Annotated in this window: 15 protein-coding genes and 1 pseudogene; 11 read left to right on the top strand and 5 right to left on the bottom strand. The window is 67.6% G+C overall.

Annotated elements, in window-relative coordinates; translation table 11 throughout:
- The first annotated feature begins 62 nt into the window (after positions 1 to 62).
- From paaC to V6M37_RS11770, 11 genes and pseudogenes are all read left to right on the top strand, one after another.
- Positions 63 to 821: a 1,2-phenylacetyl-CoA epoxidase subunit PaaC gene (gene paaC / locus V6M37_RS11820; RefSeq protein ID WP_332673504.1), complete on the top strand. Its 759-nt coding sequence runs from the start codon at positions 63 to 65 to the stop codon at positions 819 to 821.
- An 11-nt stretch (positions 822 to 832) separates the two neighbouring features.
- Positions 833 to 1321, top strand: coding sequence for a 1,2-phenylacetyl-CoA epoxidase subunit PaaD (gene paaD / locus V6M37_RS11815; protein ID WP_332673501.1), 489 nt, complete (start codon positions 833 to 835; stop codon positions 1319 to 1321).
- A gap of 40 nt (positions 1322 to 1361) precedes the next feature.
- The gene (paaE, locus tag V6M37_RS11810; RefSeq protein ID WP_332673498.1) at positions 1362 to 2447 is read left to right on the top strand and encodes a 1,2-phenylacetyl-CoA epoxidase subunit PaaE; all 1086 of its coding nucleotides are present in this window, start codon (positions 1362 to 1364) and stop codon (positions 2445 to 2447) included.
- Positions 2448 to 2818: 371 nt separating this feature from the next.
- Positions 2819 to 3436 carry a TetR/AcrR family transcriptional regulator gene (locus V6M37_RS11805; protein WP_332673496.1) on the top strand — a complete coding sequence of 206 codons (618 nt, stop codon included), beginning with the start codon at positions 2819 to 2821 and terminating at the stop codon, positions 3434 to 3436.
- A 270-nt stretch (positions 3437 to 3706) separates the two neighbouring features.
- The gene (locus tag V6M37_RS11800) at positions 3707 to 4852 is read left to right on the top strand and encodes an ABC transporter substrate-binding protein (RefSeq protein WP_332673494.1); all 1146 of its coding nucleotides are present in this window, start codon (positions 3707 to 3709) and stop codon (positions 4850 to 4852) included.
- Between the two features lie 115 nt (positions 4853 to 4967).
- Positions 4968 to 6005, top strand: coding sequence for a branched-chain amino acid ABC transporter permease (locus V6M37_RS11795; RefSeq protein WP_332673491.1), 1038 nt, complete (start codon positions 4968 to 4970; stop codon positions 6003 to 6005).
- 125 nt (positions 6006 to 6130) lie between these two features.
- On the top strand, positions 6131 to 7861 hold the full coding sequence (locus V6M37_RS11790; RefSeq protein WP_332673546.1) for a branched-chain amino acid ABC transporter ATP-binding protein/permease: 1731 nt from the start codon (positions 6131 to 6133) through the stop codon (positions 7859 to 7861).
- Positions 7858 to 8637: an ABC transporter ATP-binding protein gene (locus tag V6M37_RS11785; protein ID WP_332673489.1), complete on the top strand. Its 780-nt coding sequence runs from the start codon at positions 7858 to 7860 to the stop codon at positions 8635 to 8637. The genes V6M37_RS11790 and V6M37_RS11785 overlap by 4 nt, the downstream gene beginning before the upstream one ends.
- A 185-nt stretch (positions 8638 to 8822) precedes the next feature.
- The gene (locus tag V6M37_RS11780) at positions 8823 to 9920 is read left to right on the top strand and encodes an alkene reductase (protein WP_332673488.1); all 1098 of its coding nucleotides are present in this window, start codon (positions 8823 to 8825) and stop codon (positions 9918 to 9920) included.
- Between the two features lie 133 nt (positions 9921 to 10053).
- Positions 10054 to 10335, top strand: a pseudogene (locus tag V6M37_RS11775) (HU family DNA-binding protein); the annotation flags it as partial.
- 452 nt (positions 10336 to 10787) lie between these two features.
- A complete protein-coding gene (locus V6M37_RS11770) occupies positions 10788 to 12176 on the top strand; it encodes a DEAD/DEAH box helicase (RefSeq protein WP_332673486.1) in 1389 nt (462 codons plus the stop codon).
- A gap of 295 nt (positions 12177 to 12471) precedes the next feature.
- On the opposite strand, the gene nusB is transcribed toward V6M37_RS11770, so the two are convergent.
- The 5 genes from nusB to dsbD form a co-directional block, all read right to left on the bottom strand.
- Positions 12472 to 12909 carry a transcription antitermination factor NusB gene (gene nusB / locus V6M37_RS11765; RefSeq protein ID WP_332673484.1) on the bottom strand — a complete coding sequence of 146 codons (438 nt, stop codon included), beginning with the start codon at positions 12907 to 12909 and terminating at the stop codon, positions 12472 to 12474.
- Positions 12906 to 13376, bottom strand: coding sequence for a 6,7-dimethyl-8-ribityllumazine synthase (gene ribH / locus V6M37_RS11760; protein WP_332673482.1), 471 nt, complete (start codon positions 13374 to 13376; stop codon positions 12906 to 12908). The genes nusB and ribH overlap by 4 nt, the downstream gene beginning before the upstream one ends.
- Positions 13377 to 13444: 68 nt before the next feature.
- Positions 13445 to 14605 carry a bifunctional 3,4-dihydroxy-2-butanone-4-phosphate synthase/GTP cyclohydrolase II gene (gene ribBA / locus V6M37_RS11755; protein WP_332673479.1) on the bottom strand — a complete coding sequence of 387 codons (1161 nt, stop codon included), beginning with the start codon at positions 14603 to 14605 and terminating at the stop codon, positions 13445 to 13447.
- A complete protein-coding gene (locus V6M37_RS11750) occupies positions 14602 to 15210 on the bottom strand; it encodes a riboflavin synthase (protein WP_332673477.1) in 609 nt (202 codons plus the stop codon). The genes ribBA and V6M37_RS11750 overlap by 4 nt, the downstream gene beginning before the upstream one ends.
- Positions 15211 to 15402: 192 nt before the next feature.
- Positions 15403 to 17229 carry a protein-disulfide reductase DsbD gene (gene dsbD / locus V6M37_RS11745; RefSeq protein WP_332673475.1) on the bottom strand — a complete coding sequence of 609 codons (1827 nt, stop codon included), beginning with the start codon at positions 17227 to 17229 and terminating at the stop codon, positions 15403 to 15405.
- Between the last annotated feature and the right edge of the window lie 46 nt (positions 17230 to 17275).

Here is a 17275-nt window from a genome sequence, read left to right as displayed (position 1 = left end):
CGAGCCGCACGCCCCGCCCGCAGCGGCCACACCGCGGCCCTCCGGTCCCACGGAGACGAAAAATGACCCCGACCCCTGAACATATCGAATACGTGCTGCGCCTCGGCGACAACGCGCTGATCCTCGGCCAGCGGCTGTCGGAGTGGTGCGGCCACGCGCCGGTGCTCGAAGAGGACATGGCACTCGCGAACATGTCACTCGACCTGATTGGCCAGGCGCGGATGCTGCTGACGCACGCCGGCCGGCTCGAAGGCCGCGGCCGCGACGAAGACGGACTCGCGTTCCTGCGCACCGAGCCGCAGTACCGCAACCTGACGCTGTGCGAGCTGCCGAACGAGGACTTCGGCCGCACGATGCTGCGCAATTTCCTGTTCGCGAGCTTCCAGAAGCTGCTGTGGCAGCGCCTCACCGAGTCGGCCGACCCCGAGCTCGCGGCGATCGCGGCGAAGAGCCTGAAGGAGGCGCGCTACCACGCGCAGCATGCGGGCGACTGGGTCGTGCGCCTCGGCGACGGCACCGACGAATCGCATGCCCGCATGCAGGGGGCGCTCGACTACCTGTGGCCTTACACGGCGGAGTTCTTTGCCGCGACGCCCGTGGACGACGCGGTCGTGGCGGGCGGAGTCGGTCCGGCCTGGAGCGACTTCGAAGCCGCGTGGGAGGGGGAGATCGTGCCGGTGCTCCATGCCGCGACGCTGATCATTCCGGCGCGCACGCCGTTCAAGTCCTACGGCAAGTTCGGCCGCCACAGCGAGCATCTCGGGCATCTGCTCACGGAGATGCAGTATCTGCAGCGCACCTACCCGGGTACGCAGTGGTAAGCGTCACGGCCATGCTGACCGAAGCGCAGGCGTGGGACGTGCTCCGTGCCGTGCCCGACCCCGAGATCCCGGCGATCTCGGTGACCGAGCTCGGCATCGTGCGCGAGGTGCTGGCGCGCGAAGGGGGGCTGCACGTCGTCGTGACGCCGACCTATTCCGGCTGCCCGGCGACCGAGGTCATCTCGCAGAGCATCCACGACGCACTGGTCGGCGCCGGCGCCGGCGAAGTTTCCGTCGAGACGCGCCTCGCGCCCGCCTGGACCACGGACTGGATCGCTGAGCCGGCAAAGGAAAAGCTGCGCGCCTACGGCATCGCGCCGCCGCAGGGTGACGCCCCGGCCGGTCCGCAGCCGATCCGTTTCGTACCGAAGAAGCTCACGTGCCCGCGCTGCGGCTCGACCGACACGGTGCGCCTGTCCGAGTTCGGCGCCACTGCGTGCAAGGCGCTGTACCGCTGCCAGAGCTGCCGGGAGCCGTTCGAATATTTCAAACCGATATGAGGAGCGAGTCGCTCGAAGAAGCGATCGAGGAGACAAAACCATGACGACGACGCACAGAACACCGAAATTCCATCCGCTGAAAGTCGCCGAAGTGCGGCGCGAAACGCCCGAGGCAGTCAGCCTGCGCTTCGATGTGCCGAATGAGCTCGCCGACGACTACCGCTTCGTGCAGGGGCAGCACCTGAACCTGAAAGTGAAGATCGGCGGCGAGGAGCTGCGCCGCTCGTACTCGATCTGCGCCGGCGTCGACGACGCAGAACTGCGCGTCGCAATCAAGAAGGTCTCCGGCGGAGCGTTCTCGACCTGGGTCAACGCCGACGGGATCAAGGTCGGCGACGTCGTCGAGGTCATGACGCCCGAAGGCCGCTTCCATACGCCGCTCGACCCGGCGCACGCGAAACAGTACGTCGCGTTCGCGGCCGGCAGCGGCATCACGCCGATCCTGTCGCTGATCAAGACGACGCTGCGGGCCGAGCCGAAGAGCCGATTCACGCTCGTGTACGGCAATCGCCGCCAGTCCAGCGTGATGTTCGCCGAGGCGCTCGAAGACCTGAAGAACCGATACCTCGCGCGCTTGACGCTGTACAACCTGTTCTCCCGCGAGGAGCAGGAAGTGCCGCTGTTCAACGGCCGGCTCGACGGCGAGCGCGTCGCGGCCTTCCTCGACACGCTGATCCCGGTCGATTCGATCGACGAGGCGTTCGTCTGCGGACCGGGCGGCATGATCGACGACGTCGAAGCGGCGCTCGCACGGGCCGGTGTTTCGCCCGAGCATCTCCACGTCGAGCGGTTCGGCGTGCCCGCGAGCGCGCCGGACCACCACGTCGAGCCGGGCGACGCCGTGCAGGCGACGATCACCGTGATCGCCGACGGCCTGAAGCGCGAGATGGAGTTCCGTGCCGAAGACCCGTCGATCCTCGACGTCGCGCTCGCCGCGGGCATGGACTTGCCGTACTCATGCAAGGGCGGCGTCTGCTGCACGTGCCGCGCGAAGGTCGTCGAGGGCAAGGTGCGCATGGACAAGAACTTCACGCTCGAACAGCCCGACATTGAGGCCGGCTACATCCTGACCTGCCAGGCGCACCCGCTGACCGAGCGCGTCGTGATCTCGTTCGACGAGCGGTGACGCAGCGAGCGGCGGCGTGGAACGTAGGTCGGCGTGAGCGCAGCGAAGACCGACGCGGCGAGCATTGGAGCCGGGGACGTCGGACATCGCTGCGCTCAGTCCGACCTACGCAGTAAGCGATGACTGCCCCGGGCTGGTCGACGGCGAACCGTAGGTCGGCGTGAGCGCAGCAGAGGCGGACGCGTAGCGTGACGAGCCGGGGACGTCGGACCACGCTCCGCGGGGCCGGACCCAGGTCGCGGACGGTGGCGGAACGCAGGCGAAGTCGAGGGGGCGGAAAAATCTGGCCCCGATACTTGAAGCTGATTTAATTTAACCTTAAAGAAACGCGGCGGGCCGGTTGGCGACGACGCCCAAGCGACGGAACAGGCATGGCCAGAGGCAAGGCAGCGACATTCGAAACACAGCGCGCGGCGATTCTCGAGGCGGCGGCGGTGCTGTTCGCCCGGAGAGGCTTCCACCACGCGTCGATGGCGGCGCTCGCGGAAGCGTGCGGGGTTTCGAAGCCGCTGCTGTATCACTACTACCGCGACAAGGACCACATCCTCTTTGACCTCGCGGACAGCTACATGGATCGGTTGCTCGCGATCGTCGGCGAAGTCGAGGAGCGGAAGCTCAACGCGGAGGAGCACTTCTCCGCGCTCGTGACCTGTTTCATGGAAGAGTACGAGCATGCGTACGCACAGCACATCGTGCTGGTGCAGGATGTGAAGTTCCTGCAGCGGGAGCTGGCCGACCAGGTCGCCGGGAAGCAGCGTGCGGTCGTCGCGGCGTTCGCCCGGGCGATCGCGCGGATCGAGCCGGGCCTGACGCGTCGCAAGCTCGAACGCCCGGTAACGATGATCCTGTTCGGGATGATCAACTGGACGTTCACGTGGATGCGCGCCGACGGGCGATTGACGTTCCGCGACATGGCGCCGGTCATCACCGGCATCTTCCTGAACGGCGTCCGAGGCTACGTCGAGCAGGAAAAGCGGCTGCCGGCTTGACGGCGGCGCAGCGGGACGGTGTGCGACGGCTTCGGCGCACGAGGGTGCGGGGCGTTCCGCGGAAGTCGCCGGCCGGCGCGGCGGGCCGTTCCGGCGGGTCGGGGGCGACGGGCCTCGGGTGGCGGCGAAGTATTTTCGACCGATAAGTAAATTTTGCTCGCCAGTCACCGATTTGATACACAATAATCCGACACAGCAACAAAAAATGTTGCGCGTGGCCGAAGCACACCTCGGGGCCGGCCACCGATAAACCGAAGAGGAGGAGACATCATGAAGGCTCGCAGTTCAGTGATCGCAGCGCTCGCGCTGGTTGCCGCGTCCGCGGCGCATGCCGACATCAACGTCGGCGTGACCGTGTCGGCCACCGGCCCGGCCGCCTCGCTCGGCATCCCGGAAAAGAACACCATCGCGCTGATGCCGACGACGATCGGCGGCGAGAAGGTCAACTACATCGTGCTCGACGACGCATCCGACACGACGGCCGCGGTCAAGAACATCCGCAAGCTGATCTCCGAGGACAAGGTCGACATCGTGCTCGGTTCGACGACGTCGCCGAACTCGCTGGCGATGATCGACGTCGCCGCCGAAACCGGCACCCCGATGATCTCGATGGCCGCCTCGGCGCGCATCGTCGATCCGGTCGACGAAAAGCGGCGCTGGGTTTTCAAGACGCCGCAGAACGACGCGCAGATGTCGACGGCGATCGTCGAGCACATGACGAACAACGGCGTGAAGACGGTCGCGTTCATCGGCTTCGCCGACGCGTACGGCGAAGGCTGGTACGAGCAGTTCTCGTCGGTCGCCGAGGCGCGCAAGCTGAAGATCGTCGCGAACGAACGCTTCAACCGCAACGACACGTCGGTGACCGGCCAGGTGCTGAAGCTTGTCTCGGCGCGCCCCGACGCGATCCTGATCGCGGGCTCCGGCACGCCGGCAGCGCTGCCGCAGAAGGCGCTGAAGGAGCGCGGCTACACCGGCAAGATCTACCAGACGCACGGCGTCGCGAACAACGACTTCCTGCGCGTCTGCGGCAAGGACTGTGAGGGCACGCTGCTGCCGGCCGGCCCGGTGCTCGTCGCGAGCCAGCTCGCCGACAGCAACCCGGTGAAGAAGAGCGCGATCGACTACATCACGAAGTACGAGGCGGCGCACGGCAAGGGCAGCGTCTCGACGTTCGGCGCGCACGGCTGGGATAGCGGCATGCTGCTCGCCGCGGCCGCGCCCGAGGCGCTGAAGAAGGCGAAACCGGGGACGAAGGAGTTCCGGGTCGCCCTGCGCGACGCCCTCGAGAACCTGAAGGAAGTGCCGGCCGCGCATGGCATTTTCAGCATGAGCCCGACCGACCACCTGGGTCTCGACCAGCGCTCGCGTGTGATGGTGCAGATCCAGAACGGAACGTGGAAGCTGATGCGCTGATTCCTGCTTCGAGTCGTCGACTTCCGTCGGCGCCGCTCGCGCCGCGGAAGCCCGGCGCTCCATCCAGATAGCCCCAGGCGGCCCGCCGAGGTCGCTGGGGTAACGAGGTTCACCGATGGATTTCCAGATTGCTTTGCTGCTCGGGCAGGACGGGATCACGAACGGGGCGATCTACGCGCTGCTCGCGCTCGCCCTCGTGCTCGTGTTCGCGGTCACCCGCGTGATCTTCATTCCGCAGGGCGAGTTCGTCTCATACGGCGCATTGACCTTGGCGATGATCCAGGCCGGGGGCATCCCGGCGACGGTGTGGCTGCTGCTCGGCGCCGGCGTGCTCGCGGCCGCGCTCGACACGCGGCATGCCTTGCGCTCGCGTCAGCCCGGCCGGTTCGTCCAGCTCGTCGGCTGGAACGTCGGGTATCCGCTCGCGCTCATCGGGCTGCTGTACGCGCTGCCGGTCGCGGAGCTGCCGATGCTCGTCCAGGTCCTGTTCGCGCTCGCGGTCGTCGTGCCGATGGGGCCGCTGATGTACCGGTTGATCTTCCAGCCGATCGCGGCGGCGCCGGTGCTGATCCTGCTGATCGTGTCGGTCGCGGTGCACGTCTCGATGGTCGGCCTCGGCCTGCTGTTCTTCGGCGCAGAAGGCTCGCGCACGCCGCCGTTCTCCGAGGCACGCTTCGACGCCGGTCCGCTGATGATCTCGGGCCAGACCATTTGGGTAGTCGTGTCGTCGCTCGTGCTGATCGTCGCGCTGTACCAGTTCTTCGAGCGCACGCTGTACGGCAAGGCGCTGCGCGCGACCGCGATCAACCGCGTCGGCGCGCGGCTGATGGGTATCTCGCCGGCGCTCGCGGGGCGGCTGACGTTCTTCCTCGCGGCGCTGATCGGCGCGCTGTCCGGCGTGCTGATCGCGCCGATCACGACGATCTACTACGACACCGGCTTCCTGATCGGCCTGAAGGGCTTTGTCGGCGCGATCATCGGCGGGCTCGCGAGCTACCCGGTCGCTGCCGCGGGCGCGGTGCTCGTCGGCATCCTCGAGGCGTTCAGCTCGTTCTGGGCGAGCGCCCACAAGGAAGTCATCGTCTTCACGCTGATCATCCCGGTGCTGTTGTGGCGCTCGCTGAAGGGCCGCCACGTGGAGGAAGAGGAATGAAATCCGTGGGCACGAAAACCCTGGAAATCAAGACCGCGGAGCTCGAACCCGCGCAAACGAAGGGCGGCATTCCGCCGCGGCTCGTGCTGGGCGTCTTTCTCGCGCTGCTCGCGGCCGCGCCGCTGATGCTGTCGCCGTTCTACGTCACGCTGCTCAACTACATCGGCCTGTACGCGCTGGTCGCGCTCGGCCTCGTGCTGCTGACCGGCGTCGGTGGCCTGACGAGCTTCGGGCAGGCGGCCTTCGTCGGCCTCGGCGCCTACACGACCGCGGTGCTGACGACCGCGACCGAGCTGCCGTGGTGGCTCGCGTGGGCGGGCGGCTCGCCGTGGCTCGCGCTCGTCGTCGGCCTCGTCTTCACCGCGACGGTCGCGATCGTGCTCGGTTCGATGACGCTGCGCCTGTCCGGGCATTACCTGCCGCTCGGCACGATCGCGTGGGGCATCAGCCTGTATTTCCTGTTCGGCACGCTCGAGACGCTCGGCGGCCACACCGGTCTCAGCGGCATTCCGGCGATCAGCGTGTTCGGCTTCGAGCTCGACGAGGGCAGCGAACTCTATTACCTGATCTGGCTGTTCCTGCTCGCGGCGGTGCTGACGACGCAGAACCTGCTCGATTCCCGCGAAGGCCGCGCGATCCGCGCGTTGAAGGGCGGCATGGTGATGGCCGAGGCGATGGGCGTGAACACCGCGCGCTCGCGGATGATCATCTTCGTGATCGCCGCGCTGCACGCCTGTGCGTCGGGGTGGCTGTACGCGCACCTACAGCGCTTCGTGAACCCGACGCCGTTCGGTCTGCATATCGGCATCGAGTACCTCTTCATGGCGGTCGTCGGCGGCGCCGGCCACGTGTGGGGCGCGCTCGTCGGCGCCGGCGTGATCACCGTCGCGAAGCAGTGGCTGCAGGACATCCTGCCGCAGCTCTTCGGCCAGAGCGGCAACTTCGAGGTGATCTTCTTCGGCCTGATGATGATCGTGATCCTGCAGCGCGCGCGCGACGGCCTGTGGCCGATCCTCGCGCGCCTCGTCCCGGTCCGCGCGCAGCGGCGCGAGCTCGCGCCCGCCGAGGCGCTGTCGAGGAAGCCGCTGCCGGTGGCGGGCGAGGTGATCCTCGAAGCGAAGGACGTCACGCGGAAGTTCGGCGGACTCGTCGCCAACAACAACATGAGCCTCGAAGTGCGCGCCGGCGAGATCCTCGCGTTGATCGGCCCGAACGGCGCCGGCAAGAGCACGATGTTCAACCAGATCTCGGGGGTCGACACGCCGACCTCGGGCGAGGTGCTGTTCCTCGGCAAGCCGGTCGCCGGTCGCGACTCGCGCGAGATCGCGCGGATGGGCATGAGCCGCACGTTCCAGCATGTGAAGCTGTTGCCGAACATGAGCGTGCTCGAAAACGTCGCGATCGGGGCGCATCTGCGCGGCGACAAGGGGGTGCTCGCGTCGGCGTGGCGCCTCGACCGGCCCGAGGAAGCACGGCTTCTCAAGGAAGCCGCGCGGCAGATCGAACGCGTCGGCCTCGCCGAGCATATGTTTGAACCGGCCGGCAGCCTCGCGCTCGGCCAGCAGCGTATCCTCGAGATCGCGCGCGCGCTCGCGGCTGACCCGTGCCTCTTGCTGCTCGACGAGCCGGCGGCCGGACTGCGCTTCAAGGAAAAACAGGCGCTCGGCGAGCTGCTGAAGAAGCTGCGCGGCGAAGGGCTCGGCATCCTGCTCGTCGAGCACGACATGGACTTCGTCATGGGCCTCGTCGACCGGGTCGTCGTGATGGAATTCGGTCAGAAGATCGCCGAGGGCCTGCCGGAGGACGTGCAGAAGAACCCGGCGGTGCTCGAAGCCTACCTCGGAGGCGTCGAATGAATGCGAATATCCATATGAACCAGCTTCTCGTGAAAACCGTCCTCGAAGTGCGCGATCTCACCGTGTCGTACGGCAAGGTCGAGGCGCTGTCGAACGCGAACATCCGCGTCGGCGAAGGCCAGATCGTCACCGTGATCGGGCCCAACGGCGCGGGCAAGACGACGATGCTGTCGGCGATCATGGGCCTGCTCGATTCGAAGGGGAAGGTCGATTTCGACGGCACCGTCGAAGGTGTGCCGGCCGTCGAGCGCATGGTCGCGCGCGGCATGAACCTCGTGCCCGAGAAGCGCGAGCTGTTCGGCGAGATGAGCGTCGAGGACAACCTGCTGCTCGGCGCCTTCCAGCGCTATCGCGGCGGCAAGCGGGACCACGCACAGACGATGGAAGAGGTCTACCAGCTTTTCCCGCGGCTGAAGGAGCGGCGCACGCAGCTCGCCGGCACGCTGTCGGGCGGCGAGCGCCAGATGCTCGCGGTCGGGCGCGCGCTGATGGCGAAGCCGAAGCTCCTGATGCTCGACGAACCGAGCCTCGGCCTCGCGCCGCTGATCGTGCGCGAGATCTTCCGCATCATCACGGAGCTGCGCCGGCGCGGCGTGTCGATCCTGCTCGTCGAGCAGAACGCCCGCGCGGCGCTGCAGGTCGCCGACTACGCCTACGTACTCGAGACCGGCGCGATCGCGATGGAAGGGCCGGCGGCCCAGCTTGCCGACGACCCCCGCGTCATCGACGCTTACCTCGGACTCGGCGGCAAGCACCAGGCGATGCTCTCGACCTGACGCGAGGCGCAAACGCGGATCTCCGACGTCCTGCGGGGAGCGGCGGCAGTCCGTCGGATTTCCGCCGCTGTTGCGCAGGATTTCATCAGCCGTCCGGTTGCACCGCGCGATGCTCTTGGCACAATGACGGCTCGCTTGCGCGGGCGCGTTTTGCGCCCGTCGTCCTTACGATCCCAGGAGACTGCATGACTTCCCGACTGCTTGCGCCCGTCCGCCTCGGCGCGCTCGAACTGCCGAACCGTGTCGTCATGGCCCCGCTGACGCGTTGCCGCGCGGACAACCCCGACTTCGCGCCGACCGAATCGATGGCGCGCTATTACGCGCAGCGTGCGAGTGCCGGCCTGATCGTGTCGGAAGGAACGATCGTTTCGCCGCAGGCGCGGGGCTACCCTTTTACGCCGGGCATCTGGTCCGAGGCACAGGTCGTCGGCTGGCGCCGGGTCACGGACGCGGTGCACGAAGCGGGCGGGCGCATAGTCTGCCAGTTGTGGCATTGCGGGCGCCTGTCCTTGCCCGAGTTCCACGACGGCGAACTGCCGGTCGCGCCGTCGGCGGTCAATCCCGAGTGGAAGATGTTTACGCCGGAGGGAATGAGGACGACGGTGACGCCGCACGCGCTGAGGCGCGAGGAGATCGCCGCGGTCGTCGCCGATTTCGGCCGTGCGGCCCACAATGCGGTGCTGGCCGGTTTTGACGGCGTTGAAATCCACTCGTCGAACGGCTATCTGTTTCACCAGTTCTTCTCTCCGTGCGCGAACCGGCGCGACGACGAATACGGCGGCAGCCACGAGAATCGCGCCCGCTTCTTCTTCGAGGTGCTCGACACGGTTGCCGCGGAATGGTCGCCGTCGCGGATCGGGTTCCGGCTCAATCCGATGATGAACCGCTTTCACGGCATCGCCGTCGATGAAGAAACGCTGCCGATGTTCGAGCACGTCGTCCGGCGCGCGAACGGCTACGGGCTCGCGTTCCTGCATCTCACCGAACCGTATCAACCGGGCCAGCTCGACGGTGCGACCGGCGCGATCGCCGACGTTGCCGGCCATTTCCGCGGCATCGCGACGATGCCGATCATCAGCAACGGCGGCTTCGACCGGGCGAGCGCGGAGGCGGCGCTCGCGTCGGGCTCCTGCGACGCCGTCGCGTTTGGGCGCGCCTGTATCTCGAATCCGGACCTCGTCGAACGCTTCCGCGTCAACGCACCGCTCAACGAGTGGGATGCCAGCACTTTCTATCAGGGCGGCGACCTGGGCTTCATCGATTATCCGGCCCTCGAGGCATGACGATCCGATACAGCCGAACCCCGGCATTTCTTGTTGTATCGACGCTGAAGCCCAATGCGCCAAAGGCAATGACGGTGCTAGAATCCGCCCGTAAAACCCGTATCCCGTACCACACACACACCAATCGAGGAAAAGCATGAACAAAGGTGAATTCGTCGAAGCCCTGGCCGACCGTCTGGATGTATCGCGGGCTCAGGCCGACCGCGCCCTGTCCACCGTGCTGGATATCATCGCCGAGCGCATGGCTGCGGGCGAGAAGGTTGCCTTCACCGGTTTCGGGTCTTTCGAGATTTCGGAACGCGCCGAGCGCACCGGCCGCAATCCGCAAACTGGCGCCTCGATCAAGATCGCCGCGTCCCGCGTGCCGAAGTTCACCGCCGGCGCCACGCTGAAGGGCGCAGTCAACAGCAAGTAACACCCGCGCTCCGTCACACTGGAATCGTGCCCGATGCCGCTCGGCATCGGGCTTTTTTGCATCGCCTCACGCCTTTCCCTTCCCCACGCACGCGATATCGGCTAACATAGCCGGCGTTGTGCAATGCAGCAGCCGGTTTTTACGGGTCCATGCGCGGAATCAGGATTCCGCGGACCCCGCCGCGGGACTGTATCCACAGCCCCATCGCCCCCGACCCTCCCGTCGAACTCCATTCGTTCTTCTGATCGTATGGCATCGCGAATGCCGGTTGGTGCCGATGCACGGTCGTTTTCCGTACTAGACGAGACGAAATCGACCGGCCCATAGCCCATCGCGCGCTCGCCGCCACCGCGTCCGTCCCGGACGGTGCGATGCCTTTTCATAGGTCCGATCCGCCGGACCGAATCCCGTCCCGGCTCGACCACAAGTCCCCGGGCAACAAGGAAGAACTCATGACGTTCAACGAACTCGGCCTCCACGAGGCCTTGCTGCAAGCCATTGCCACGACCGGCTACACCGTCCCGACGCCCGTCCAGCAGCAGGCGATTCCGGCCGCGCTCGGCGGGGCCGACCTGATGGTGTCCTCGCATACCGGCAGCGGCAAGACCGCCGCCTTCACGCTTCCAAGCCTGCATCGCCTGATCGACCGCAAGCTCGCACCGGGCGCCGGCCCGCGCGTGCTCGTGCTGACGCCGACACGCGAACTCGCGCTGCAGGTCGAAAAGGCGGTCAAGACGTACGCCCGCAACCTGCGCTATCTCAACACCGCGTGCCTCGTCGGCGGCGCACCGTTCTTCGCGCAAGTGAAGCAGTTGTCGCGTCCGGTCGACTTCGTCGTCGCGACCCCGGGCCGGCTGATCGACCATCTGACCCGCCGCAAGATCAAGCTGTCGGATATCGAAGTGCTGGTGCTCGACGAAGCCGACCGCATGCTCGACATGGGCTTCGTCGAAGACATCGAGACGATCGTCGCGGCCACCCCGGCGAGCCGCCAGACGCTGCTGTTCTCCGCGACGCTCGACGGCGTCGTCGGCAATCTCGCGCGCAAGCTGCAGCGCAATCCGCAGCGGATCGAGATCGCCGCGACGGTCGAGAACCGCGCGAACATTGAGCAACGCCTGCTGTTCGCCGACAATCTGGTGCACAAGAACCGGCTGCTCGAGTCGCTGCTCGGCGGTGATGACCTGCAGCAGGCGGTGGTCTTTACCGCGACGAAGCGCGGCGCCGAGGAAGTGTCGCTGAGCCTGCAGGAGAAGGGTTTCTCCGCCGCGGCGCTGCACGGCGACATGCACCAGACGGCACGCAACCGCACGCTCGACAAGCTGCGCCAGGGGCGCATCGGCGTGCTCGTCGCGACCGACGTCGCCGCGCGCGGCATCGACGTCGCGGGCATCAGCCACGTGATCAACTTCGACCCGCCGCGGCAGGTCGAGGACTACGTGCATCGCATCGGCCGCACGGGCCGTGCCGGTCGCGACGGTATTGCGATCACGCTGTCCGGCCCGCGCGAGCTCGGCATCATCCGCGCGATCGAGCGTTTCACCGGCAAGCCGCTCGCCGTGCATACGATCGCGGGACTGGAGCCGACCGTGCGCCCGTCGTCCCCGCGCCGCTCGCCGGGCGGTGGCGGCAAGCCCGGCTACGGTCGGTCGTCCGGGGCGCCGTCGTACGGACGCGACAACCGCGACGGACGCCCGGGGGCGGGCAAGGGCTGGTCGTCGGACGGTCCGTCGGGTCCGCGCGGCGGTTACGGCCGGGAAGGCGGCCGCAGTGAAGGCGGGCGCTTCGGCAGCGATCGGCCGGAAGGCGCTCGCCGTCCGCGCCCGGCTGCGCGCGGCTGAGGATCGATCCTCGCGGTCGTTGCTCCGCGGGCGCTTCCGGCACCGCGCGGTCGCAGTTCTGACCGAGCCGGCCGGAAGCGTCACGCCGAAAACGAAAAAGCCCGAATCGCGTCGTCCGCAGTTCGGGCTTTTTTTAAGGCATCGTCTGTCCGGAAACGGAACGAGGCGGCGGCAGCGCTTCAGGGTACGGGGCGGTCAGACGGCGTCCTCATCCCTTCGTGGTGCGGCGCACACCTCCGGCAGCGCCGGTCCGGTCATTCGTCGGTCGGCCTCTTCCCTTCGTCGTGCGGGCGGCTCAACTGCGGCCGGCCGCGATCTCCGTTGCGCGCAGCTTCGCGGCGAGCTTGTCGAGGACGCCGTTGACGAAGCGGTGCCCTTCGGTGCCGCCGTAGCCCTTCGCGAGTTCGATCGCCTCGTTGATGATGACCCGGTACGGCGTGTCGAGGCCGTGCTTGAGTTCGTGCGTGCCGAGCAGCAGGATCGCGCGCTCGACCGGCGACAGTTCGTGCACCGGGCGATGGATGAACGGCTCGAATTCGGCCTGCAGGGATTCGACGTTGTTCAGCGTGCCGCGCAGCAGGCTGACGAAAAGCTCGCGGTCGGCGCGGTCGAAGCCGGTCACTTGCGCGACGTGGTCCTCGATGACCGGGACGGAATTACCCGACAGCAACCACTGGTAGATCCCCTGCAGCGCGAACTCCCGCGCGCGGCGACGGGCAGCTTTGCCGCTCATCGGACTTTCTTGAGCAGGTTGGCCATCTCGACGGCGGTGCGGGCGCAGTCGGCGCCTTTTTCCTGCATCCGCGCGAGCGCCTGGTCGTCGTCCTCGGTCGTCAGCACGCCGTTCGCAATCGGCATGCCCGTGTCGAGGCCGATCCGGTTGATGCCGCTGCCCATTTCGTTCGAAACCAGCTCGAAATGGTAGGTCTCGCCGCGGATCACCGCGCCGAGCGCGATCAACGCGTCGTAGTTACCGCTGCGCGCCATCGCCTGCAGCGTCAGCGGGATCTCGAGTGCGCCGGGCACGGTCGCGATGCGCACGAGTTCGGGCGACACGTCGAGGCGCAGCAGTTCGGCGGTGCAGGCCGACAGCAGGCCTTCGCAGACGTCCTGGTTGAAGCGGCTCATGACGATGCCGATGCGCAGGCCGCGGCCGTCGAGGTCGATGTCCAATTCGGGAATGTTGTCGTAGCGGGGCATCTTCGGTTCTTGCAAAAAGGGACCGGGAGCGCGGCTCGGCCGCGGCTCCCGGTGCGGGTGATTGCGGCTCAGTCCGACTCGACGAAGCCGGTGATTTCGAGGCCGAAGCCGGCCATGCTCGGGATCTTGCGCGGGCTAGCGAGCAGGCGCATCTTGCCGACCTTCAGGTCGCGCAGGATCTGCGCGCCGACGCCGAACAGGCGGGCGTCCCATTTCGGCGCTGCGGCGCCGTCGCCGCGCAGGCCCGCGAGCAGTTCGTTGCCGGATTGCGGGCGGTAAAGCATCACGATGACGCCTTGCTCGGCCTGTGCGAGGCGGGCGAGGGCCTGATTGACGGGGAAGGTGTGGCGGCTGCTGTCGGAGTCGATGAAGTCCACGACCGAGATCGGTTCGTGCACGCGCACGAGGGTTTCGCGATCCGGACGGATCTCGCCGTGGCTCAGCGCGAAATGCACTTCACCGCTCGTCTTGTCCTCGAACGCCGCGAGCCGGAAGCGGCCATGCGGCGTCTCGACGTCCTTCTCGGCGACGCGCTCGATCAGGTGCTCGGTCGCGGAGCGGTATTCGATCAGGTCGCGGATCGCGCCGATTTTCAGGCCATGTTCCTTCGCGAATTCGACGAGATCCGGCAACCGCGCCATCGTGCCGTCGTCCTTGAGGATTTCGCAGATCACCGACGCGGGCTCGAGCCCGGCGAGCGCGGCGAGGTCGCAGCCCGCCTCCGTGTGCCCTGCGCGGATCAGGACGCCGCCCTTCTGCGCCATCAGCGGGAAGATGTGGCCGGGCTGGACGATGTCCGAAGGTTTCCCGTGGCGGGCCACTGCGGCCTCGACGGTGCGCGAGCGGTCGTGCGCCGAGATCCCGGTCGTCACGCCTTCGGCGGCCTCGATCGACGTCGTGAAGGCGGTGCCGTGCGGCGAGCGGTTGTCGCGCACCATCAACTGCAGGCCGAGCTGGCGGCAGCGCGCTTCGGTCAGCGTCAGGCAGATCAGTCCGCGGCCGTGCTTTGCCATGAAGTTGATCGCTTCCGGCGTCACGTGCTCGGCGGCGAGCACGAGATCGCCCTCGTTCTCGCGGTCTTCCTCGTCGACGAGCACCACCATGCGACCGGCGCGGATGTCCTCGATAATTTCGGTGATCGGGGCGAGCGCGCTCGCGCCGCCCGCCGGCCGGGCCGCAGAAGGTCCGGCCGCGTCCGTTTGCGGGAGAAGCTGCGTGTGGGCATTCATTGCGCCGCCTCCTCCTCGCGCCACGCGAGCATGCGTTCGACGTAGCGGGCGATCAGGTCGATCTCGAGGTTCACGTGGCTGCCGGGCGCGAGATGCTTGAGGTTTGTCACCGCCACGGTGTGCGGGATCAGGTTGAGCGAAAAGTCGCGCCCTTCGACCTGGTTCACCGTGAGGCTCACGCCATTGACGGTCGCCGAGCCCTTCTTCGCGATGTAGCCGGCGAGCGACGCCGGGGCGCGGATCACGAGCTCGTGGCTCTCGCCGACCGGCGCGAAGCGCAGGACTTCGCCGACGCCGTCGACGTGCCCCGTGACGAGGTGGCCGCCGAGCCGGTCCGCGAGGCGCAGCGCCTTCTCGAGGTTGACCTCGTTGCCGACTTCGTCGAGCCCGGCGGTGCAGTCGAGGGTCTCGCGCGACACGTCGAACCGGGCGAGCCGGCCGTCGAGCGCGATGACGGTCAGACAGACGCCGCTATTCGCGATGCTGTCGCCGATCTGCACGTCGGAGAGGTCGAGATCGCCGGTGTCCACGGTGAGGCGGACGCCGTCCTGAAGGGGTTCGATACGCTCGATGCGGCCGCACGCGGCGACGATTCCGGAGAACATGGGAGGCACGCTGGCGAAAGGGGGGAGCGGCAATTGTAGGCGAAAGTCGCGGAAAAACGATGGATCGCCAGCAACTTTCCGTCGCCCGGCCGCTTCGGGGAGGGGCGCTGCAGGATGAACTCCGTCGTCGCCGCCGGCGAGGCGGACGGCCGGCGGATCAGACGGGCCGGGTCGGACGCGAAAAGCGGGCGTTCAGCGCAGCGCGCGGTCGAGCAGTTCGGCGAACGGGCCGGCGTCCATGAAGCCGACGACGCGCAGACCGTCGCGTTCGGCGCCGTCGCGGTCGAAGAAGATCGTGCCGGGCGGCCCGAACAGGCTGAAGCGCTTAAGCAAGGCCTTGTCGTCGTCGTTGTTCGCGGTCACGTCGGCCTTCAGCAGCAGCATCCGGTTCATCCGCGCCTGCACCGCGTCGTCGCTGAACGTGAAGCGCTCCATCTCCTTGCACGAGACGCACCAGTCGGCATAGAAGTCGAGCATCACCGGCCGGTCGGCGCTGGCGAGGCGGGCGTCGAGTTCGGCAACCGACGCGACTTTCTCGAAGCGCGGCTGACTCGTGGCCGCCGTGGCGGCGCCGCTGGTGCGCAGCACCGCGAGCGGCTGCAACGGATCGCGCGACCCGGCGAGCGCGCCGACGAGCATCGCGGCGCCGCCGATCAGCATCACGACGCCGACGCCTTTCCAGAAGCGCGACCATCCCTTCGCATTCGCGGGCAGCGGGTCGAGCGCATGCAGGAAGATGCCGGAGAACAGCAGCAGCGCGGCCCACGCGAGCATCGTCGCGACGGTCGGCACGACCGGCGTCAGCAGCCACACCGCGACGCCGAGCAGCATCACGCCGAACGCCTTCTTGACGCCCTCCATCCACGGCCCGACCTTCGGCAGCACCGAGCGCGCCGCGACGCCGACGGCGATCAGCGGCGCGCCCATGCCGAGCGCCATCACGAACAGTGCCACGCCGCCGAGCGTCGAGTTGCCGGTCTGCGCGATGTACAGCAGCGCGCCGGCGAGCGGCGCCGCGACGCAGGGGCCGACGATCAGCGCCGACAGCACGCCCATCACGGCGACGCCGCCCACGTGGCCGCCTTTCTGGTGGTTCGCCGTCGAGCTCAGGCGGCTCTGCAGCGCGGTCGGCAACTGCAGTTCGTAGAAGCCGAACATCGACAGCGACAGCAACACGAACACCAGCGCGAATGCCCCGAGCACCCACGCGTTCTGCAGCGCGGCCGACAGCAGCGTGCCGGACAGCCCCGCAGCGACCCCGGCGAGCGCGTATGCGACCGCCATGCCGAGCACGTAGACGAGCGACAGCGCGAAGGCGCGGCCGCGCGAGATGTGATGACCCTGGCCGACGATGATGCCCGACAGGATCGGGATCATCGGGAAGGTGCACGGCGTGAAGGCGAGCAGCAGCCCGAAGCCGAAGAAGCTCACGAGCACCAGCGGGACGCTCGCGTCACGGAGCAGGCCGGCGATGCGCCCGCTCTCGTCGCCGCTGGCTTCCGTGTTTCCCGCAAGGTTTCCCCGCGCCGACGGCTCGGCATCGCCGCCCGAAATCACGCGGTCAAGGAAGCCGAGGCCGGTGCGCGTCGGTTTCGCGGTCAGGTCGATGTCGGTGCTCTGCGGCGTCGGCGGATAGCAGATGCCGCCGTCCCAGCACCCCTGGCTCGTCGCGGTCAGCCGGAATTCCGTGATGCCGGGCGGGGCGGTCACCGGCAACAGGATCTTCACTTCGTCGCGGTAAGTCTCGACGTCGCCGAAAAATTCGTCGTGCTTGATCTTGCCCGGGGCGCGCTCGGGCGAGCCGAGGACGACGGTGTCGGGGTCCGCGGCGAACTTGAACTTGTCGCCGTAGAGGTAGTAATCGTCCGCGACGTCGAACGTGACTTCGACGGTTGCCGGGTCGAGCGTGCGCGCGGCGAAACGGAAGGCTTTTTCGGGTTCGATCGGCTTGCCCTGGGCGTGAGCGGACAGGGCAACGAGGCTGACCAGTAGGGTCAGCAAGAGCAGGAGGCGACGCATCGGTTCGATAGGGCGTGTCGGAATTTGTTCGATTTTAAGGCGTTGC

This window comes from Aromatoleum sp., assembly GCF_036675785.1.
Taxonomy (GTDB): Bacteria; Pseudomonadota; Gammaproteobacteria; order Burkholderiales; family Rhodocyclaceae; genus Aromatoleum.
Note: the sequence above shows the minus strand (reverse complement) of the source record. Positions and strands in the feature narration are given on the sequence as shown.